Source organism: Enterococcus durans NBRC 100479 = LMG 10746, assembly GCF_001544215.1.
Taxonomy (GTDB): domain Bacteria; phylum Bacillota; class Bacilli; order Lactobacillales; family Enterococcaceae; genus Enterococcus_B; species Enterococcus_B durans.
Window position 1 is genome coordinate 25,893 of record NZ_BCQB01000004.1, and the last position, 20,202, is coordinate 46,094.

The following is a 20,202-nucleotide window of genomic DNA, read 5'->3' on the forward strand; positions in this document are numbered from 1 at the left end:
CTCCTTACAACACATCTGAAAAATGTGGTTTCAATCTACGGAACACTGCAGATCCGATTATAAAAATAGCTAACGTGAAGACCCAGAAATACAACGTGTACATCCCATGCTCCCAGAACCAAGCTTGACTTAAGAATGATTCGCGGTAGCCTTGGACAACATAATATAGTGGGTTCAACTTAAGGATCTTGATGATCATTGGGTTAAATTGTGCTGGACTCCAAAGGATTGGCAATGTCCACATGATCAACTGTAGTAAAATAGTGATCAGCTGCATTAAATCGGGTAAAAAGGGTTGGATCGATGCAGTCAACCAAGTCAATCCTGTTAAAAAAGCGCACATACAGAACAAATAATAAATCAATTGCAATGTCATCGCAGTAGGAAAAATCCCATAAATTGCCGCAACTAACAACCCAATCAAAATAAAGAAAAGATGGGTATAAAGGTTCGCTAAAATTTTAGTCGTTGGCAAAATGCGGATATTGAACACTACTTTTTTCACTAAATACGTATACTCCCTAAAAACAAGCGTTGTCGAAGTAAATGCATCAGAGAAAAAGAACCATGGAACCATCCCAGTGATCAAATAAACGATAAAGGGATACTTTCCGTCAGTCATCGCTGCTTTTAGACCAAAGCCGAAAACTAACCAATAGATCAAGACAGTAAATACTGGGTTGATGAACGCCCATAAAATTCCTAAAAAAGAGCCCGCATAGCGTGACTTGAAATCATTTACTGAAAATTGAAGCAATAACTTTCTGTTCTGATAGATATCTTTCATAAATAAAAACAGATCTTTAAACATTTGTGTTCCTCCAAGCAATTTCTGTTAATTACAGTCATGTGCCATTCTACCACATTTTTATTGACGGACTGCGATATTCTTTATTTCTTAATTTTCTATTAAGCAAACTTAACTCTAACGTTCTTATTTTACAAAAGATAGCCAGTAATTGCAATGCAGCCCTTGCCTAGACAACAGTCAAAATGCTCTTTCTCTAAGAAAAAGCCGCCAATTACTAAAATTTGATTCACAAATTTTAGTAATTGGCGGCTTTTATCTGGTTCTTTGATTGAACTAACGATTAGAAATAGATACACTATGAATCATTTTCTTAATGCATCGCTTCATAGTGACGGGCGACTCTTGAGGTCGTAGGTTCTTCCGTTTCTATTGGCATAGCATTCAATTCAGGCTGTTGTTTCGGTAGATCATAACGATGAGTGGTCATCGCTAATAGTAGGTAGACAATTGGTAGCCAAGCAAATGAGGTAAGTGTATCTTCCATGAATGACTGCATCATCACTGCAAAAAAAGCCCACAAGAAGGTAACTTGTCCATTTGATAAGTCACCATTTAATGTTAGTCTTCCAACATAGATGAGGAGCAGAATCGCTGCGATCACTACACCTACTAATCCATAGAGGTTCAGGAATGAATTATAGCTGTTATGGTTACCCAAATATTGCGTTCCTCGTTGAAAAATAAATGGTTTCATTCCAAACCAAACCTGTTGGCTTTTTTCTGCGATCGTGTCGTAAAATTTCAACCAGATTTCTTCTCTACCCGTGAAAATATTGACTTTTTCTGAAACAGCAGCTAAAAAGGAAAGTGGTAACGCCAACACAGCAACGGCAAAGTATCCTAGGAATGGAGCTCTGATCGTTTTAAAGAATTGCTTTGGCCAGATATCTAATAAAACAAATACGATCATGGCAATCAATGCCCCTCTCGATTGACAGACCCAAATCCCTAAAATACCCGCAACTAACGCAGGTACCCCTAGCAAGTGTACATACCATCGTTCAAATGAACTAGCAAAGCTGCTGATCAATAAGGAAAGCATCATCAATGAACTGCCAATCGTATTGGTATTGATCCATATATCTGACAATTTGTTACTTGGCATCCAGATACTTTGTCCTTCTGGAACCTTTATTTCAGTGAATACGCGATAAACAGTAATGCCTAAAAAGATATAAAAAACCAGCATATAAACTGCTCGATCCAATTTATCAAATTCGATCCATTTCACGATCAGTACTAATGCCACAATAAGAGGTATCAATAAGTCAATATATATTGAACTATCTCTAACATCGCGAAAATGAGCATAAAAGAAATAAATCATTATCGCAATTGCGAGATAGAAAAAGTCAAAACCTCTTATTTTGTAGAGATTCAATGCAAATAAAATAAAGATGCCGTATGTCACTAATAATGAACTATTGTTATACAAAAAGGTAGCTGAAGGAACACTTAGACCTACTGTCCAAATGAAAAAAATAGCTGATACAAGTAATAATAACAGTAATGCACTCATTTTATTAATCAATTTTTCTACTATCGTTTGAATTTTCTTTCCCTCCTTCTATTCTATTTGATTATACTGTTTTTGAAAAATAAACAAAAGTTTTATTTTAACAATCGATCAAATAGCAAGAAATTTCCAAGAAAAAAAGACAGATCATTTAAAAATAGTTCATCCTATTTCTATAAATGATCCGTCTTATTACGGAAAATCAGCTTTTTACTCATCGTTTTAGAATGGCGATAGTAACTGTATTTTCCGTGTTCTCACCAATTGGCTACGTTATCAGTAGTGGTGTTATTGATATTACTCAAATCATTTTCAGGATAAGTCACTTCAAATATCCTATACCCGTCGTTATCTGGACCATAAAGTTGAGTAAATTGTGCTTCACCAAGCAAATTATAATCTGTTAACGGACGCTTGCTTACTACGTAGTGGATCCCTAGTTTTTCTGCATCTTTGAAATTCAACGTTACAGAAAACATATCTGGGCGGTCTAGTATATAAGAAGTATCCTCCTTCGCAATAAACGCTCGCGTATGGGCATAACGATTGTAGTATTTCTCGTACTCTTTATCTGGATCTATTTTTTTCCAAGCGTTCATATCTGGATAAAAACGGACTGTATTAAATGATTTTACACCTAACGTTGGTGTAAAATTATAGAGTTCATCTTCTGACAACCACACTTTTCCAGGATCTTGCTGATTGATTTGTTGGATTTCTTTTGCTAATGTTTTTTCAAAAATGGCCCCTGTTCCTTCTACGACTGGATTGACGAAACAGCCAGAAGCCACGATCAATGCTACAAACGAGAGATAGAACAAACGAGCATGATGGAATAAGACAAAAGCCAACATCAACGTCCCCAACACAACTATTGTAGTGATTTCCATGACAGAAAAATAATCAGCCATTCTTGAATTCATCAATGCATACGTATAAATCCCTGCATTCACAATTAATAGGATAAATTTATACCATGTTGGAATAACATCTTCTTGCCAAATATACGCAATAAACCAAATCGTCAGTAGACAAGCCGCAAAACTAAATGTTAAATAGGCTCTAGCCGTTGGTACATAAGACAATAGAGTGATTTCAGCAATTTCCTTGGGTAATCCCACAGTGATCCAAAAAATCGCAAACAAACAAAATAACATCAAAACTCGACCAAATAATTTTTGTTCACTATTTTTTTTGCCCAATAACACAAATGGACTAGCCAAAAAAACGGTCGGGAAAAAGTGATAAAAGAGTGCCACTTCTGAATTATTAGAAAAAGTGATGTCTTTAAAAGGAATCTTCCAGTTTGTCAGAAAATAGAAAAATTTACCAATTGTCCAATTTCCACCTGTACTGACACGTTTCCCAGGATACAATGTATTTAACGAAGCCATCAAGGCATCTTTAGAAGTGAGCCAAAAATGGACCATGATCCCACCAATGAAAAGAACAGCTCCGATAATCAAAACAGCATCGAACCAATCCCAAGTAATTTTTCTCCCGTAGTAGATCAGCAATCCAATAAAATAAAAGACAAGCAAATATGCGAGCATCACTTGATGCGCTGGATAAATGACTAAGATAAACCCGAGCCCAAAAATCACAACCAACAACATCATCAACGCCCTGAGCCACTTCTTCTCATGCTGGTAAAAATAATGGTAAAAAGCGACCATCAGACCTAACGTGAAGAATATCAGATCGCCTACATGCTGCATGAACCACCATTGCACAGCTGGTGAAAAGGTTAGTGCAAAAGAACCAATCAGTGACAATGCTTTTTTCTTTCTTGTTAAGATCATTAAAACTTCAAAGCCTAATAACACCATGACAACCAGTTTCATCGCCCAATAAAAGGATAGCCCACGATCTCTTCCAAGGAAAAAGAAGCCCCAGTTGAAAGGTTTGCCGATCACTGTGATATCTTTTACTGGCGAATTATAAGCAATGATCATATTTTGACCATTTAGTGAATAATCATCATTTACTAAGGGATAATCATTTTCAGCTTGTGAAAGATAAAATGGCGTTTGGACTAACCATTCATCTGACCGCACCTCTCGATTTTGGCCAAAAATCACATCTGTCTTCTTACCATCTTCTCGTTGTGAGATATATTTGTCCCATGTGCCGAGAGAACTGCCATTTAGATTGAACGTAACAATGACTACGATGACTAAAAGACCAATCAAATATCGAAGTTTTAGAAATACATCAAGAAAAGAAAAACCTGACTGTTCCTTTCTTTTTGATGTCTGTCGTGCACTTCTTGTTTGTTTTTCCATATCATTCTCCAATTTCTTGTTTCTTTTCTTTTAATAATGAGGAAAAACATTCATATCTATTGATTATTTTTGGCTGCCACTAGCATTTTTTCCAATGCTTCCTGCCAAGTAGGGATAACAAAACCTAATTCCTCTGCTTTTTTCAAACTCATGACAGAATATTGTGGGCGAACGGCTTTTTGTGGATATTCTTCTGAAGTGACTGGTGCCACTTCAACATTTGTTTCTTTTAAGATTTCTTTGGCGAATTCATACCATGAACAGCTATCTTCATTCGACAAGTGATAAATACCGTAAGGCGCTTGTTGTTCAATCACGTAGACCATGAATTCTGCAAGTGTTCTTGTCCATGTTGGTCGACCAAACTGATCATTGACGACCGTCAAGCGATCATGGGTTTCTGCCAAACGTTGCATCGTGAAGACAAAGTTATGTCCATAAATACCGAATACCCAAGAAGTACGGATAATATAGTAATCATCTAAAATATCTTGGACAGCTTGTTCTCCCAATAATTTTGTACGGCCATATTCATTCAAAGGATTCGTTGCATCATCAACTTCATATTCTTTGTCTTTATTTTTGCCATCAAAGACATAGTCCGTGCTGATATACACTAATTTAGCCCCTGATGCTTTAGCTGCAAGCGCCACATTTTTTGTTCCATCCACATTGATTTTTTCATCTAATTCTTTGCCTTCTTCTTCGGCTTTATCTACCGCAGTATACGCTGCACAATGGAAAATGATTTCTGGTTTCAATTCAGTGATATAAGCCATTGTTTTTTCAGCATCTGTAATGTCTAATTCTTTCGCATCTGTTGATACATAAGATAGTCCTTTTTCATCTAATAAGTGGCGCAACTCTGTTCCAAGTTGTCCGTTTCCTCCTGTTAATAAAATCATTGTTGTTCTCTCCTCTTTTTTCGTTTTAAAAAAGGGTCTGTAACAATTGTCACAGCTCCCCTTTTATAATTTGTGATACATAAGTAAATCAACATATTTTCACGTTACCAACCGCATCTTCTCAGATATCGACAAGCTACGTGTAGTGGATCTACTGTCCGTTTTTAGCATAAGCTGCTTCAACAGCTTTTTTTTCTTTTTTCCACCAGTCTTGATGATCTTCATACCATTTGATAGTGTCGGCTAACCCGTCACGGAAATTAGTGAATTCTGGTTTCCAACCAAGTTCTTCACGTAATTTTGTTGAATCAATCGCATAGCGAAGATCATGACCCGCGCGATCATTGACATGATCATAAGCATCTTTAGGTTGCCCCATCAATTCTAAAATCAATTCCATCACTGTTTTATTGTCTTCTTCACCATCTGCACCGATCAGATAAGTTTCGCCGATCTTTCCTTTAGTCAAGATCAACCACACAGCAGAAGAGTGATCGTTTGTATGGATCCAGTCACGAACATTTTTACCTTCGCCGTATAATTTTGGACGAATGCCACTTAAAACGTTGGTGATTTGTCGTGGAATAAATTTCTCAATATGCTGATATGGGCCATAGTTATTTGAGCAATTTGAGATCGTCGCTTGTAAACCGAAAGAACGCACCCACGCTTTGACTAACAAATCTGAGCCAGCTTTCGTTGAAGAATAAGGGCTTGATGGGTTATACGGTGTTTCAGCAGTGAATTTTTCGCCTGCTCCTTCTCCATGCCCAGGCAAGTCTTCACGTAGTGGAAGATCTCCATAGACTTCGTCTGTTGAGACATGATGATAACGAACGTTGTATTTACGACAAGCTTCAAGTAATGTATACGTGCCTATGATGTTCGTTTGAACAAATGGAAATGGATCTTTTAAAGAATTATCATTATGTGATTCTGCCGCATAATGCACGACAGCATCTGCATTTTTTACTAAAGAATCAACGATTGTCGCATCAGCGATATCTCCTACGACTAATTCTACACGATCGCTAGGAAGCCCCGCCAGATTCTCTTTGTTTCCAGCATATGTCAACTTATCTAAGACGGTTACATGGACTTCTGGATGATTATTTACCACATAGTGGACAAAGTTGGAGCCGATAAAGCCGGCACCACCAGTAACAATGATATTTTTCATATGAATCTCACTCCTCGTCAAATGTTAGATTTCACCATAAACAAATGGATTTTCTGCTTCAAATTCTTTTAAGGTCGGATGGTTGTGGTCTTTTTCAGACATGATTGCCTTTGAAAGATCGATTGGCCATTCAATTGCTAGATCCGGATCATCAAACGCGATGCCGCCATCTGCCTCAGCATTATAGTAGTTGTCACATTTATAAAGAAAGTTTACATTTGGTGTAAGTGTGACAAAGCCATGGGCGTATCCTTTTGGTACTAACAACTGACGATGATTGTGTTCAGACAAGATGAATCCATCCCATTGACCATAGGTAGGACTTCCTTTTCTGATATCAACAACTACATCTAAAACAGCCCCTGACGTAACTCGGATCAGTTTTGTTTGCGCTGCTTCTCCTTTTTGGAAATGAAGGCCACGAAGAACGCCAGCTTCAGCTGACAGCGAATGATTGTCTTGGACGAAATCGAAGTCTAAGCCGTATTCAGCAAATTTTGCTTTTGAATAACTTTCTGTAAAAAAACCACGATGATCGCCAAAAACATCCATTTCGATGATTTTAACATCTGTTAATTTTGTATTAGTTACTTTCATTACTAAAGACTCCCTATTCAGAGGCCAATTTTAAAAGATATTGACCATATTGATTTTTTTTCAGTGGTTGAGCTAGCGTAGCTAGTTGTTCTTTATTGATATAGCCCATGCGGTAAGCTATTTCTTCTAAGCAAGCGACCTTTAGATTTTGTCGTTTTTCGATTGTTTCGATAAAGGTAGATGCTTCTAGCAATGACTCATGGGTCCCAGTATCAAGCCATGCATAACCGCGTCCCATCAATTCTACAGAGAGATTGCCTTTTTCTAAATAAGCTTTGTTCACATCAGTGATTTCTAGTTCCCCACGTTCTGAAGGCTTGATATTTTTAGCAATCTCGATGACTTCATTGTCGTAGAAATACAGACCTGTTACTGCATAATTTGATTTCGGTTTTTCCGGTTTTTCTTCGATTGATAAAGCATGCATATTTTCATCAAATTCAACGACACCAAAACGTTCTGGATCATTTACATGATAACCGAAAACTGTTGCGCCACTTTCTTTCGCTGCAGCCCGTTGCAACATTTTGGATAATCCGCCGCCGTAATAGATATTATCGCCTAAGACAAGACACACACTATCATCACCGATAAATTCTTCTCCAATGATGAACGCCTGTGCTAAACCATCTGGACTTTCTTGTACTGCATATTCGATCTGAAGGCCTAATTCACTACCATTACCAAATAGATCCTTGAATCGTGGTGTATCTTGAGGTGTCGAAATGATCAAAATTTCTTTGATACCTGCCAACATCAAAGTTGACATTGGATAATAAATCATTGGTTTATCATAAATTGGCATCAACTGTTTCGAAGTTGCTTTAGTCAAAGGATACAAGCGAGTCCCGCTTCCTCCTGCAAGAATGATTCCCTTCATGAATATAAGTTCTCCTTTTATTTGGAATTTTACTTTGTTATTATCTCATCAAACTATCTATTTGTCATGAAATTCTTGACAATTTATACATCTTTTATCAACGTCTCAACCATTTTCTTTTGGCAAGAGCCTTCAGCAAATGGAGCCGCCAAGAAATTTTCTGACGAATCTTTGAATGGGTATTGATTTCACTTACATTGAAATCATGCCTGCGATAAAGTGTCAACGGTTGTCGAATAAAGCCGACATGTTTTCCACCTAATAAACCGATCCACATATCATGCATCGGAACATCGATTGGAATAGGCAAAATGTCTTTTTTCAAAGAAGAACGAAATGCCATTCCCGCCCCGATATAGTGACTGCGGATCAAATTATTCAGCCAACCTTCTTTTGACTGACGATACGCAAAATAAGAAGAGTGACGTTCATTCAATTCACTATCAACAATCATAAGATCAGAAACTACTACTAATTGTTCTGGATGTGTTTCAAAATACGCTGCTATTTTATTGACCTTTCCTTCTAACCACACATCATCCTGATCTGCTAAAAAGATGATATCGCCTTTTGTCTGTTCAATGGCATGACCAAAATTAGCAATAAGACCTTTTTTTGGTCCTTCAAAAATTTTGATCCGTGCATCTTTTTCAGCATATTCCGCTAGAATCGCTAATGTGCCATCTGTGGAACCGTCATCAGAAACAACCAACTCATCATTGGTTGACAGCTGTTTTAGAATACTGTCTAGTTGTTCTTTTAAATATTTTTCACCATTAAAAGTAGCCATACAAACTGAATGCACAAACTCACACCTTCCAATTTTCAGCAAAGGATTGCAAGGTCAATCGCCAGATTTTTCTGTTTTTGACTGTCAAAAATTGCTTTGCTGTACGCAGTAATAATTGTTTTCGATGTTTTTTTAGTAATCCTTGATCATAATTTTGGTAAAATAGAGTTTCCGCCTGTAAAATAGAGCGGTATCGATTCACGTTCACCTTCGTATAATCAAGCACGGAAAGATCATGTTCGATTTTCTGAGGTAAAACAGCTACTTTTTTCTTTCGCTGGTGTATTTTCCAAAATAACCAATGATCCAAAAAATCGAGAGGAAATTCAACATTGAATCCTCCGATTTCTTTTAAAAAATCAATGGAAAAAGCGGCGCCCGAATTAATCGCCATCAATCGGTCGCTAACGAGTTGTGGTTTATCCACCATTTGGACTTGGCGATTCACATACTGATCTGCATAGACCGGTGAAATTTGACGTCCATGATCATAAACCATGGGAACAGCAGCTACTTGATCCTCTACCCAAATAATCTGCAATAACTCATCAAAGTACGACTCGCTTAATCGACTATCTTGATCCAATAGAACAAGAGAAGAATGCTCTTTTTTAGCATGCGCTAACGCATAATTATAAGCTTTTGCGAGCCCTGGATTTTCCCCATCATGATAATACAAAACATTGTCTGTCTCAAAAAGCGGGTCTGCTTGTGGTTCACGGCTATTGTCATACACTACGAGTTGAATCTTTTTATTAAAGACAGATTTGGAAAAAAGATCATATGAAGGCATGTGGGACAAACTTTGTTGATAAAGAACAACCACAACTAATAATTGATTTTCCATCAAAAAAAAGTCCACCCCCACTTATTGAAAAATTTCCCCATCGAAGTCAAGAATATGCGGAAAAGTTTAAAATTCCGATGGGCGCCTTTACCATATAAATGGATGATCGAATACTTTGGTGTATAAAGAAGTTTATACCCAGCCTTTTCGGCTTTTAAACAGAGATCATTATCTTCAAAGTACATAAAGTAACGCTCATCAAAACCATTGATTTCTTTGAATTTTTTGACATCTATCACCATAAAACTCCCAGAGATCATACGAACATAGCTATTCGAGTCCTCAGGCAATTCCCGACATTCAAACGTTGCAAGTCGTTTTTCAAACATCTGTTTGACAAAGTGGAAAGGAATAAAACGTAAGATATAATCGAACACAGCCAATCGCTGACGAATCAAATACTGTGTCGTACCATCTTCGTTCAATATTTTAGGTGCGAGCATCGCACATTCTGGATGCTCTTTTAAAAGTTGAACTAATTCCACGATCGTTTGTTCTTCGACTAAAACATCTGGATTAAAAATAACTGCATAAGGAGATTGGCTTGATAACAAGTTATGATTGTGACCATACCCAAATCCTTTATTTTCTGCATTGAAATAAATTTTGATATACGGATACTGCAGATACTCTTTTAATTTTTCTTGGTAGTCTGGCATAGAGCAGTTATCAAATATCAGAATTTCGATGTTTGGCTGATCCTCAAGACTTGCAATAAGCGTATCTAGGGTTTGAAAGATTTTTTGGCTATTTGCCGTCACAATACTGATTAAAATTGGCTGTTCGATTCTTTTTTCCATTTAGCGTCTATTCCATTTCTTCTTGTATTTCTGTATCACTTGTGTCCGATATTCTTTATTACCCAAAAAGCGCAAGGTCTTAAGAATATACTGATGCTTCTCATTGATCAGACCAATCAATTCGAATAATAGAATCGCTGCAAAAAGCATAGAAATGATCAAAACGATTGTTCCTAGTTCTCCAGTGTAATTCATGATCATCGCTGTGAAGGAAAACATCAGTGCTATCGCATAAATCGTTAAAACCGCTCCTTTATGAGTAAAGCCTAAGCTCATCAAGCGATGATGTAAATGTTTTTTGTCCGCAGTAGAAAATGACACACGATTAGCTTTTCTTCTCACGATAGCAAAAAATGTATCCGTGACGGGTACTCCCATGACGATCAATAACGAAATAGAAGAAACAAACGTCACATTCTTTAATCCTTGTAAAGAAAGAACTGCCATCATGAAGCCTAAGAAAAGTGCCCCTGTATCTCCAAGATAAATCTTTGCAGGATAAAAATTATACGGCAGAAAACCAATGATACTTGCTACCAAACAAAAGATGACAATAGGTATATAAACCGTAGAAGCATGTAAAAAAAAGTACCCAATAATACCGATCGTGATCAATCCGATCAATGAGATCCCAGCTGCTAATCCATCTAGCCCATCTATCAGATTCACTGCATTTGTAATACCAAATATCCAGAATATGGTCACTGGAAAACTCAACCAACCTAATTCGATATAACCGAAAAATGGTAGCGTAAACGAATCGATATGGATGTCTGCAACAAAATAGATAATCAAGGATGCCAATAATATCCCGACGCTTTTTTGTTTCGGTGTCAACTCAAATTTATCATCCAACACACCTGTTATGATAATGACGGAAGCAGCGAATAAAATAGGAAGGATATAAAATTTGGGAATAATATCACGAAAAAAGAATAGCGTCGATGCCACAAATGAAAGAAAAATAGGTAAGCCTCCAGCAGAAGGCATTGGAACTTTATTGATGCGTCGTTCATTTGGTTTATCGACCATTACTGTTTGTACTGAAATGATTTTAAATATAGGAGTTAATATTAAAGATAATAATATCGTTGAGAAAAATCTTATGACCATACTAAATGAAACAAGCATATCGGCACCTACTTTAATCTAAGAGTTCAAAAGTATTATAAAAACACTTCTATGCATTTGACAAGAAGAACTCTCATATCTAATTTTTTTTATGAGAAAATTTATTTTTCAAACGAGTGATCCATTTGTTAGTAGGATCTCGTCGTTTTTTTACTTCTTTACCTGTTATGTATTCCTGCACAACAGCATTGATGATCCCGCCAAGTATGATGATGGTTGCTGCAAAATTCAACCACAACATCAGCACGATAAAACTTCCGATGATTTGATAGCCGCTGACTCGTGTTGCGAAATACTTTGCATAAATACCAAATACTTGTGAGAGCAACATCCAACCGACTGTTGCAAAAATCGTTCCTGGAATCACTGCCTTTAGCTTTAGTTGCGCATTGGGAACGATCAAATAAATCAAAAACATAATAACGAATAAAGCAACCAACGTAATTGGCCATTTCAATGTTTGGAATTGATCAATGAAGTTCACAGAAAATTTAAAAATAGGTTGGATTGCTTCTAAAATCAACTGTCCAAGACCTAAAACGATCGTCACTCCACTGATTGCAAACATAAACAAAAGGATCACTACAAGTGAAAAAAAACGGACGATCAAAAAGTTTTTTCTGTTTTCCACACCATACGCTTTGTTCATGGCAATTTGTAGTGCATTGATACTTTGACTCGCAGACCACAAAGCTGCCAGAGCAGACACTGACAAAAGTCCGCCCGAGCTTTGAGTTAGCAGGTTTTTAACTGCCGGACCGATAAACTGATAGATCGTCTCTGGAATCACTTCTCGTACATATGTCAAGACTGTTTCTTGGTCGATATGGAGAAATGGCAAGATATTCCCGAATGCAATAATCAGGGGAAACAATGATAGGAGTAAGTAATACGCTACAACAACAGACGTAGTTCCCATCTCTGAATCAGTGATACGTTTTTGTGTTGTTTCAATAAACCGCATCAAGTTTTCATTCTGTTTGATTCTTGCCAAAAGTTTCATAAAATTCTCCCATATCTATTCATTTAGTTGATCAATAGGTACCTTCTTCACCTTGAGATGTCAAAATTCTTGGACCATCTTTTGTGATTGCTAAGGTATGTTCATATTGGCAAGACAGACCACCATCTCTTGTATACGCTGTCCAGCCATTAGGATCCATTTTCATTCTCCATGTCCCAGTATTTACCATTGGTTCGATCGTGATGACCATTCCTTCTTTCAAGCGTAACCCTTTGCCGGCTTCACCATAATGAGGGACTGGTGGCTCTTCGTGGATCGTAGGACCGACACCATGACCAATAAAATCTCGGACCACAGCTAAGTTTTCCCCTTCTACATATGTCTGGATAGCATGCCCGATATCACCGATACGGTTGCCTACTTGTGCTTGTTCGATCCCTAAATAAAGTGCTTTTTTCGTTACTTCCATCAAACGATCGATTTCAGGTGTAGATTCGCCAACGACGTAAGACCAACATGAATCGGAAATTCCACCCTTTAAGTCGATACACATATCGACTTTTACTAGATCTCCGCTTTTTAGCGGTTTTTTACGTGGAAAACCATGACAAATCTCATCATTGATACTGATACATGTTGCATATTCGTATCCTTCAAAACCGATTTGTGCAGCAATTCCTCCATGGCTTTCGATATAATTACGAACAAATACTTCGATATCCCAACTTGTTATCCCTGGTTTGATAAAATCTCGCAGATTTTTATGTACATCCGCTAGTAAGGCACCAGACTCTGCCATCGTTTCAATTTCTCGTGCTGATTTTAATGTAATCATACTTTCGTCTCCTTTTTACAAATCCTTTTCATTTTACCATAGTAGCTTGAATTTCGCCAAATCAGATTCTCTCAAATCACTAAGTTCTGTTTTCTTTTACTCGATGTTTTGGTATACTTTATAAAAATGAACACTTCATTTCATTTATTAATCAGGAGGCACAACCCATGGCTTTAGCAAAAATTGTATATGCAAGTATGACTGGAAATACAGAAGAAATTGCGGATATCGTAGCAGAAGCTTTTGAAAATTTAGATATCGAAGTTGAGATCAACGAGTGTACCCAAGTGGATGCAGATGAATTTGAAGATGCAGATATTTGTGTCGTCGCCACTTATACATACGATGACGGAGATTTACCAGATGAGATCGTTGATCTATATGAAGACTTACAAGAATTAGACTTATCTGGAAAAACCTATGGTGTGTGCGGCTCAGGTGATACCTTTTACGATGAATTTTGTAAATCGGTAGACGACTTTGATGCAGCATTCGCCAAAACTGGTGCTGTCAAAGGTGCAGAGAATGTCAAAGTCGATCTGAACGCTGAAGAAGAAGACATCGAGAATCTTGAAGCTTTCGCAAAAGCACTCGCAGCAAAAATATAAAAAGAACGCATCCTGTCGGAGAGAAGTGACAGGATGCGCTCTTTTTATCATTAGAAGCATTTAATTTCGGAAATCAACGGGTACGCTTGGCAAAGATTTTCAACGGCACAATGAATGGTTATCAATCCACTTCGATCGGTTCTTTCAAATTCAAAATAGCATCAATATTGTCTTGGATGATTTTTTCAATCTGGTGATCTGTGGGGTGGATGATGTTCGAGGACATCAAGGCAGCAATACCTGTAGCAATAATCCAAGTACCATTATGCAAGGATTCGATTTGTTCATCTGACAAGTACGCATATTGGGGGTCGTCCTTGACCATTTGTACAAAATAATTATAAGAGAAAGCCTGCATCTCCTTTCCCCCACCATATTCTTCTAAGTACAATGAACTATATAGTTTTTTCTCGCGATTAGCGAAATGGATATAGTTATAAGCTAAATCAATAATCGTATTCCCAGTATGTACTACAGGAAACACTTCATATTTTAAGTAATCATAGATTTGTACAAACAGTGCCCGTTTTAAGTCATCCATGTTTTTAAATTCAAGATAAATCGGTTGGGTGGAACAATTCATCTTATTTGCAATATTTCTAGCAGTAAATCTTGAAAAACCTTCTGTGGTAGCCACTTCATATGCAGCTGACAAAATCTGCTCCTTTGTAATCGTCTTTTTTCTTGCCATAATTTTTTAATCTCCTTGAAATTATTTATAACGCTTCCACCATTGATTGATTTTATTGTAACATGTTTTTTTTACTATACACAACTTGTTTTTGAATATTTATAAAAATACTCAAATCAAAGCAATTATCAAGAAAAAAAAGCACTATTTTTTATCCAATAAATTAACATTTACATGTTTATGCAAATTGTATATACTTTTATTAAGTGTTATCATACAAATAGTTATCCGATAAATAATGAGGAGGAAAAAAACTATGTTAGCAAATTTTAATGAAAATCTTGAAAAATACGCACGTTTGATCGTTGAAACTGGTGTCAGCGTAAAAAAGGATCATACCGTTGTCCTACAAATCAACGTTGATCAGGCTCCTCTAGCACGTTTGATTACAAAAGAAGCTTATCAATCAGGTGCAGCTGAAGTCATCGTTCAATGGACAGACGATGTCATCCAAAAAGAATTTCTTTCTCATGCAGCAAATGATCGTCTCGAACAAATCCCTCAATATAAAATTGATCAAACAGACGATTGGGTAGCTAAAGGTGCAAGTCGAATCAGTGTCGTTTCATCCGATCCTGAAGCATTTGCCGGAATCGATAGCGATCGTGTAGCCACATTTCAAGCTGCCTCTGGCAAAGCCTTGATGAATCTTCGAAAAGCGACACAAGCAAATAAAGTAAGTTGGACAGTTGTTGCAGCAGCAGGCAAACAATGGGCTGCAAAAGTCTTCCCTGATCTACCTGAGGAAGAACAGGTCGATGCTTTATGGGATCAGATCTTTAAAACTACTCGTGTGTATGAAGAAGATCCAATATTAGCTTGGGAAAAGCATGATGAAACATTAGCGCAAAAAGCTGCAGAGCTAAATAAAGAACAGTTTTCTGCTTTACACTATACTGCCCCAGGTACAGACATCATTATAGGGTTGCCAAAAAATCATCTTTGGGAAGGCGCTGGAAGCTATAACGCCCGTGGCGAAAAATTCATGGCAAATATGCCAACGGAAGAAGTCTTTACTGCCCCAGATTATCGTCGGATCAATGGGTATATTTCTAGTACTAAACCACTAAGTTATGCTGGGACTACTATTTCTGGAATGACATTCACATTTAAAGATGGAAAAGTCATCGATTTTTCTGCAGAACAGGGTCAAGACGTATTAGCAAAATTATTGGATACAGATGAAGGTGCCCGTTCGTTAGGAGAAGTAGCGCTTGTACCTGATCCCTCTCCTATTTCTCAATCAGGTATCATCTTCTATAACACATTATTTGATGAAAATGCATCCAATCATTTAGCACTCGGCGCCGCTTATGCATTCAGTGTAGAGGGCGGAACAGAAATGACCGATGAGGAACTAGCAGAAGCTGGCTTGAATCGAAGTCAAACTCATGTGGATTTCATGGTAGGATCAGATAAAATGAATATTGACGGCATTCGTGAAGACGGCTCAACTGTTCCCGTTTTCCGCAATGGTAATTGGGCATGATCAGTTAGCTCCCCTTCTTCATTAAAGAATGAAATCAGAATTTTTTACTGATTAATTATCCTAAAAACTAGCAACTATCACTGACTAGGAGAAATTTTCTTGGCTAGTGGTGATTGCTAGTTTATTTTTTTCTGACTATCTGCACATCTTATCCATGTCCATGAGAAAATTCCTTTTGAATGACATTGATGCTAGCAATATTGGAAAGACAGCCTAAGACCTACTGAAGTACGAATACATTCTTTGATGTATTGATTTTTCTACAATTGAAAGTGCTCGAAAAATCATGAAAACAACTTTATCAAAAATGAGAAAAAGCGATTTGTCACCTTCTCTAAAAAAAGGCAGAATGACTTCTTACTATCCTAAGCGCACCAAGTTTTTTTATGGAACCAAAAAAATCCGTACTCGAACTGGCATACGGCAGACTGTTCTTGTTATACAGATTCTTTACAAAAAAATCCAACCTAGAAAAGAGGAATTAGAAATGAGAAACTCGTATTTTGATGGCGGATTAGTAACGTATATCGGCACATCGATCCTAGCTACCTTGATTACCGTGTGTACTTTCGGCATCTGTGCACCGTGGGGAATTTGCTTGCTGTATAATTGGAAGATCAAGCATACAGTGATCAATGGAAAAAGACTGTATTTCGATGGTACAGCAGTGCAATTATTTGGAAATTGGATCAAGTGGCTATTTCTGACATTTATCACGCTGGGGATTTACGGTTTTTGGTTACATATCAAACTGGAACAATGGCGAGTGAAGCATACGCATGTAGCAGGTTGATATTTTATGGTTGATTTTTATCTACCAAGTACAGTTTATGTATCGAGATGATTCGTTTGCTTCCTCTATGAGAAGCGGTGACTCAAGATAAAACATCGATACTGTTCACTACTTTATATGAAAATGATAACTTGTTTGGCATTTTTTGCACAAATATAAAACAAGAATGTGGGAAAATCTAAAGATCAGTTTTGCTTCAGACTCTCAAATAAACGTCGTCCAAAAGGCAGATCTTTCGTAAATTTCAAAAAAACGAGTGTGAGACAGAAGTGTTTCTTACTTTTGTCCCACGCTCGTTTTTCTCTCCAATTTATCAAACCTAAACGACTTTTGTCTCGTTCTATATATACGTTCCTGACTGGGATCGAACCAGCGACCTATCGCTTAGGAGGCGATCGCTCTATCCTACTGAGCTACAGGAACAAAAACTCAATACTATTATTTTAGCTTGTTTATATGCCACATGCAAGCTTCTATTCTAAAATCTCTTGGTTTTAACGAGGCAAAACGTTTCCAAGTCAGACCCTGTAATGATAAAATGTACTTATAAATTCAGGTGATAGAGGAGGTTTTTTTATGAATGACAAACCAAAAGAAAAAGTTTATGCTGAACGTTTTGATGCATCGAAGAAAGAACGAGAAGAACTTTCAAAAAAGGCAATCAATCAGCATGAAAAAAACAAACCTCAGAAAAAAGAGAGTCGAAAGTTTAAATTTACAAAAAAAGACGATTTATTATAAAATTGAGAAAAAGAACGAACAGGAGCTATTCTGTCCGTTCTTTTTTTATCCCAACATATCCTCTTTACTTAAAAATAATCATTTAAAATCGGCTGTTGCTGAGGAAAAAGCAAGTTCAATGCAGCGATCGATTCACTAACCTTGATTTTATCATAAAAAACCAATTCATCTAACTTACGATAAGCCATCAATAGCTGAGTCATATGCTGGATGTTTCCACTGATGGTGGGCAAATCAGTTTGTTCGACTTTTTTTAGCTGATTTTTCCCATCAACGATATGGACCTCAAAGATTCCTTCATTCCATTTTGCATACTCATCTTCGACGATCTCCACAGCAAATGCCGTATTTTTTCCATTGAAGGGGTACGACTCTAAGAAACGTTCTATGTCAACGATCCGTCCCATCATGTATGGTACCACGGTCATTTTAGCAAATGGATTTTGCAATAAATAATTTTGGCTATTGCCTGAATATCCGCAAGCATACTCAAATGATTCAAACGCCCCACTATGCGAACCGACAAAGCGAACAAGTGCCTTAAAAGCCTCATGTGTCAAGTAGCCCCATTCTACTATCTTGAAAGTTGGTGCTGTTAATTGGTATACAACATATCCTTTTGCTTGACCCGTTTCATCATAATATAAGGCGTAATGATTTTCTTTTCTGACTTTAAACTTATAATTGTACCACCATGATTCTCTTTTCAACCCGCCACGACTATTCTCAGGCATTTGTGAATAGATGGTATCCATTGCTTCTTTCGCTTGATCGAATGACAGACGTTTCATTTTTCCTGATGTCTTTTTCACATTTGGTATGTCTCTGCTATCTAGTTGGTAGTTTGCTTGATCAAATACCTGCTCATAACCATAACGACGATAAAACGGATATGAGAATGGCGCTAGATAGGACAGGCTGACCTTTCTTTCACGACAATCTTTGAGGATTTTTTCCATGATTTGATTGATCCCGCCTTGTCCTCTTGCTTCGGGATAAGAAGCAACGTAACCGATTCCTGCCATCAAATATTCTTTCCCATGAAATTCAACAGGAAAAGGGGTAGCGATTACTTGACTGGTTAATTGATCGTCCTGATCAAAAAAGCCATAATTCCATGAATGTTTAGCAAGCATTCGAAATTTTTCTCTTCTTTCTACCGTATCCTTTGCATTGAATGCATAAATCGCTAGATCACACATTTCATCGACATAATCAAGTCCTACTTTTTTCACATCATTTGCCATCATTATTACCCCTTCCATCAACACAACAAAATTGTGACAAGACTTGTTCAATAATAATCAGTTTAGTAAACAATATCATTTAAATAAACATTTTTATTATTTCCCCATCGTCTTTGCCACAACCTTTGACTCTTCAAATTATTTTATAGTCTTTTGCTCTGTTACTCTTGAGCAAAAGCTTAGTAAGTTTCTTCAATCATCACTAATATTTTTTTGAAACGACGTTTTTTGAAATACATCAATAATGTTCCTAAAATCATATCGTTCAATTTTTGTAGCATTCCATGAGATTCCATCTGTTCTGTGTAATGCACTTCACAGGAAGAATCATCTATAGGCTTGATTTGATAATGGACAACAAAATCATTTTTTGTTGTTGACGTACGAAATTTATAGGACTGGTTTTCAATGAGCTCTTCGATTTTGATACGAGCACGGTTATTTTGCGAAAATTGCTTCACGTATTCCAAATTTTCTAACTGTTTACGAGTCACTGATTTTCCAGTCGCTTTACGTACATCAAAAAGGACAGAGTCCATAACTTTATCGTAGAAAAACGATGCCGGAATATTTAATTTTTTTACAATTTCCATTAGTTATTTTTCCCCTTTGCTTCTTCTCTTTTTTTCCCTTTCAAAAAGAAATATATACCTAAACCTGCCAGAAAAAGTCCAGTGACCATACTGTATAGATCATATTTTTGTGAACCAGGATTTAAACTATATAATACGATCAGTGAACCAACACTACATAAGAATAAACCGTTTTTTATCATTTTGAACCCATCCTATCTTTCAGCCACGAAGACTAAACTGCTGTTGCTTGGAAATATAAAACAGTGCCCCATGGTTGTGCTTTAATCAATTCTTTCGCCTTTTTAGCTGCTGCTTCTGTATCTTCAGCTGTTGTTTCGAATAATAATTTGATTCCTTGTTTTTCTTTGAATGTAAAAGAGATACCCTCTTCGTTGTATCCTTCTAATAACTCTTTGATAGCATCTTGTTGCATTGCACTTGCAATTGAGATCATACTTTTTTCCTCCTACATTGATAAGTGAGCAGAAGCAGGAAATGCTTCTGCCCCACTAATTTT

General features: G+C 37.0%; 22 protein-coding genes and 1 tRNA gene. 4 read left to right on the top strand and 19 right to left on the bottom strand.

Features of this window, described 5'->3' with window-relative positions:
• Positions 1-4: 4 nt before the first annotated feature.
• From ED2_RS01875 to map, 13 genes are all read right to left on the bottom strand, one after another.
• Positions 5-811: an ABC transporter permease gene (locus ED2_RS01875; RefSeq protein WP_005880971.1), complete on the bottom strand. Its 807-nt coding sequence runs from the start codon at positions 809-811 to the stop codon at positions 5-7.
• A gap of 310 nt (positions 812-1,121) precedes the next feature.
• A complete protein-coding gene (locus ED2_RS01880; protein WP_227644963.1) occupies positions 1,122-2,342 on the bottom strand; it encodes an EpaQ family protein in 1,221 nt (406 codons plus the stop codon).
• A gap of 242 nt (positions 2,343-2,584) precedes the next feature.
• Positions 2,585-4,612: a DUF7657 domain-containing protein gene (locus ED2_RS01885; protein WP_005880975.1), complete on the bottom strand. Its 2,028-nt coding sequence runs from the start codon at positions 4,610-4,612 to the stop codon at positions 2,585-2,587.
• 56 nt (positions 4,613-4,668) lie between these two features.
• The gene (gene rfbD / locus ED2_RS01890; RefSeq protein WP_005880976.1) at positions 4,669-5,517 is read right to left on the bottom strand and encodes a dTDP-4-dehydrorhamnose reductase; all 849 of its coding nucleotides are present in this window, start codon (positions 5,515-5,517) and stop codon (positions 4,669-4,671) included.
• A 151-nt stretch (positions 5,518-5,668) separates the two neighbouring features.
• Positions 5,669-6,697 carry a dTDP-glucose 4,6-dehydratase gene (gene rfbB / locus ED2_RS01895; RefSeq protein WP_005880978.1) on the bottom strand — a complete coding sequence of 343 codons (1,029 nt, stop codon included), beginning with the start codon at positions 6,695-6,697 and terminating at the stop codon, positions 5,669-5,671.
• 24 nt (positions 6,698-6,721) lie between these two features.
• Positions 6,722-7,294, bottom strand: a complete 573-nt coding sequence (rfbC, locus tag ED2_RS01900) for a dTDP-4-dehydrorhamnose 3,5-epimerase (protein WP_005880979.1) — start codon at positions 7,292-7,294, stop codon at positions 6,722-6,724.
• A gap of 13 nt (positions 7,295-7,307) precedes the next feature.
• Positions 7,308-8,174 carry a glucose-1-phosphate thymidylyltransferase RfbA gene (gene rfbA, locus ED2_RS01905; RefSeq protein ID WP_005880980.1) on the bottom strand — a complete coding sequence of 289 codons (867 nt, stop codon included), beginning with the start codon at positions 8,172-8,174 and terminating at the stop codon, positions 7,308-7,310.
• Positions 8,175-8,271: 97 nt separating this feature from the next.
• Positions 8,272-8,979 carry a glycosyltransferase family 2 protein gene (locus ED2_RS01910; RefSeq protein ID WP_005880982.1) on the bottom strand — a complete coding sequence of 236 codons (708 nt, stop codon included), beginning with the start codon at positions 8,977-8,979 and terminating at the stop codon, positions 8,272-8,274.
• 4 nt (positions 8,980-8,983) lie between these two features.
• Positions 8,984-9,811, bottom strand: coding sequence for a glycosyltransferase (locus ED2_RS01915; protein ID WP_005880984.1), 828 nt, complete (start codon positions 9,809-9,811; stop codon positions 8,984-8,986).
• Positions 9,811-10,611, bottom strand: a complete 801-nt coding sequence (locus tag ED2_RS01920) for a glycosyltransferase family 2 protein (RefSeq protein ID WP_005880985.1) — start codon at positions 10,609-10,611, stop codon at positions 9,811-9,813. Before ED2_RS01920 ends, ED2_RS01915 begins: the two co-directional genes overlap by 1 nt.
• A complete protein-coding gene (locus ED2_RS01925; RefSeq protein WP_016177085.1) occupies positions 10,612-11,742 on the bottom strand; it encodes a glycosyltransferase family 4 protein in 1,131 nt (376 codons plus the stop codon). It lies immediately after the preceding gene.
• A gap of 79 nt (positions 11,743-11,821) precedes the next feature.
• A complete protein-coding gene (locus tag ED2_RS01930) occupies positions 11,822-12,745 on the bottom strand; it encodes a YihY/virulence factor BrkB family protein (RefSeq protein WP_005880989.1) in 924 nt (307 codons plus the stop codon).
• Positions 12,746-12,776: 31 nt separating this feature from the next.
• A complete protein-coding gene (map, locus tag ED2_RS01935; protein WP_005880991.1) occupies positions 12,777-13,541 on the bottom strand; it encodes a type I methionyl aminopeptidase in 765 nt (254 codons plus the stop codon).
• 167 nt (positions 13,542-13,708) lie between these two features.
• On the opposite strand from map, the gene ED2_RS01940 reads away from it, so the two are divergent.
• Entirely contained in the window at positions 13,709-14,149 is a 441-nt protein-coding gene (locus ED2_RS01940; RefSeq protein WP_016177084.1) for a flavodoxin, read from the top strand.
• A gap of 121 nt (positions 14,150-14,270) precedes the next feature.
• Here the strand turns inward: ED2_RS01940 and ED2_RS01945 are convergent, their stop codons facing one another.
• Entirely contained in the window at positions 14,271-14,840 is a 570-nt protein-coding gene (locus tag ED2_RS01945) for a TetR/AcrR family transcriptional regulator (protein WP_005880995.1), read from the bottom strand.
• Between the two features lie 256 nt (positions 14,841-15,096).
• Between ED2_RS01945 and ED2_RS01950 the strand changes: the two genes are divergently transcribed.
• Positions 15,097-16,329 (top strand): aminopeptidase, encoded by a 1,233-nt coding sequence (locus tag ED2_RS01950; RefSeq protein ID WP_005880997.1) that lies wholly within the window; start codon positions 15,097-15,099, stop codon positions 16,327-16,329.
• Positions 16,330-16,816: 487 nt separating this feature from the next.
• Positions 16,817-17,122 (top strand): DUF898 family protein, encoded by a 306-nt coding sequence (locus ED2_RS01955; protein ID WP_016177083.1) that lies wholly within the window; start codon positions 16,817-16,819, stop codon positions 17,120-17,122.
• 349 nt (positions 17,123-17,471) lie between these two features.
• Here the strand turns inward: ED2_RS01955 and ED2_RS01960 are convergent.
• Positions 17,472-17,545: transfer RNA gene (locus ED2_RS01960), tRNA-Arg, on the bottom strand.
• A gap of 153 nt (positions 17,546-17,698) precedes the next feature.
• Between ED2_RS01960 and ED2_RS15590 the strand changes: the two genes are divergently transcribed.
• Complete coding sequence (locus ED2_RS15590) at positions 17,699-17,863, top strand: hypothetical protein (RefSeq protein WP_005881001.1); 165 nt, start codon at positions 17,699-17,701, stop codon at positions 17,861-17,863.
• Positions 17,864-17,931: 68 nt separating this feature from the next.
• On the opposite strand, the gene ED2_RS01965 is transcribed toward ED2_RS15590, so the two are convergent.
• The 4 genes from ED2_RS01965 to ED2_RS01980 form a co-directional block, all read right to left on the bottom strand.
• On the bottom strand, positions 17,932-19,110 hold the full coding sequence (locus tag ED2_RS01965; RefSeq protein WP_025479982.1) for a GNAT family N-acetyltransferase: 1,179 nt from the start codon (positions 19,108-19,110) through the stop codon (positions 17,932-17,934).
• 179 nt (positions 19,111-19,289) lie between these two features.
• The gene (locus tag ED2_RS01970) at positions 19,290-19,703 is read right to left on the bottom strand and encodes a DUF3284 domain-containing protein (RefSeq protein WP_005881005.1); all 414 of its coding nucleotides are present in this window, start codon (positions 19,701-19,703) and stop codon (positions 19,290-19,292) included.
• Entirely contained in the window at positions 19,703-19,885 is a 183-nt protein-coding gene (locus ED2_RS01975; protein ID WP_005881007.1) for a DUF3188 domain-containing protein, read from the bottom strand. Before ED2_RS01975 ends, ED2_RS01970 begins: the two co-directional genes overlap by 1 nt.
• Positions 19,886-19,917: 32 nt before the next feature.
• Complete coding sequence (locus ED2_RS01980) at positions 19,918-20,139, bottom strand: hypothetical protein (protein WP_005881009.1); 222 nt, start codon at positions 20,137-20,139, stop codon at positions 19,918-19,920.
• Positions 20,140-20,202: the final 63 nt, after the last annotated feature.

Coding starts and splice junctions, on each gene's coding strand:
- ED2_RS01875 (WP_005880971.1), bottom strand. CDS start 811: ATGTTTAAAGATCTGTTTTTATTTATGAAAGATATCTATCAGAACAGA.
- ED2_RS01885 (WP_005880975.1), bottom strand. CDS start 4,612: ATGGAAAAACAAACAAGAAGTGCACGACAGACATCAAAAAGAAAGGAA.
- rfbD (WP_005880976.1), bottom strand. CDS start 5,517: ATGATTTTATTAACAGGAGGAAACGGACAACTTGGAACAGAGTTGCGC.
- rfbB (WP_005880978.1), bottom strand. CDS start 6,697: ATGAAAAATATCATTGTTACTGGTGGTGCCGGCTTTATCGGCTCCAAC.
- rfbC (WP_005880979.1), bottom strand. CDS start 7,294: ATGAAAGTAACTAATACAAAATTAACAGATGTTAAAATCATCGAAATG.
- rfbA (WP_005880980.1), bottom strand. CDS start 8,174: ATGAAGGGAATCATTCTTGCAGGAGGAAGCGGGACTCGCTTGTATCCT.
- ED2_RS01915 (WP_005880984.1), bottom strand. CDS start 9,811: ATGGAAAATCAATTATTAGTTGTGGTTGTTCTTTATCAACAAAGTTTG.
- ED2_RS01920 (WP_005880985.1), bottom strand. CDS start 10,611: ATGGAAAAAAGAATCGAACAGCCAATTTTAATCAGTATTGTGACGGCA.
- ED2_RS01925 (WP_016177085.1), bottom strand. CDS start 11,742: ATGCTTGTTTCATTTAGTATGGTCATAAGATTTTTCTCAACGATATTA.
- ED2_RS01930 (WP_005880989.1), bottom strand. CDS start 12,745: ATGAAACTTTTGGCAAGAATCAAACAGAATGAAAACTTGATGCGGTTT.
- map (WP_005880991.1), bottom strand. CDS start 13,541: ATGATTACATTAAAATCAGCACGAGAAATTGAAACGATGGCAGAGTCT.
- ED2_RS01940 (WP_016177084.1), top strand. CDS start 13,709: ATGGCTTTAGCAAAAATTGTATATGCAAGTATGACTGGAAATACAGAA.
- ED2_RS01945 (WP_005880995.1), bottom strand. CDS start 14,840: ATGGCAAGAAAAAAGACGATTACAAAGGAGCAGATTTTGTCAGCTGCA.
- ED2_RS01950 (WP_005880997.1), top strand. CDS start 15,097: ATGTTAGCAAATTTTAATGAAAATCTTGAAAAATACGCACGTTTGATC.
- ED2_RS01955 (WP_016177083.1), top strand. CDS start 16,817: ATGAGAAACTCGTATTTTGATGGCGGATTAGTAACGTATATCGGCACA.
- ED2_RS15590 (WP_005881001.1), top strand. CDS start 17,699: ATGAATGACAAACCAAAAGAAAAAGTTTATGCTGAACGTTTTGATGCA.
- ED2_RS01965 (WP_025479982.1), bottom strand. CDS start 19,110: ATGGCAAATGATGTGAAAAAAGTAGGACTTGATTATGTCGATGAAATG.
- ED2_RS01970 (WP_005881005.1), bottom strand. CDS start 19,703: ATGGAAATTGTAAAAAAATTAAATATTCCGGCATCGTTTTTCTACGAT.
- ED2_RS01975 (WP_005881007.1), bottom strand. CDS start 19,885: ATGATAAAAAACGGTTTATTCTTATGTAGTGTTGGTTCACTGATCGTA.
- ED2_RS01980 (WP_005881009.1), bottom strand. CDS start 20,139: ATGATCTCAATTGCAAGTGCAATGCAACAAGATGCTATCAAAGAGTTA.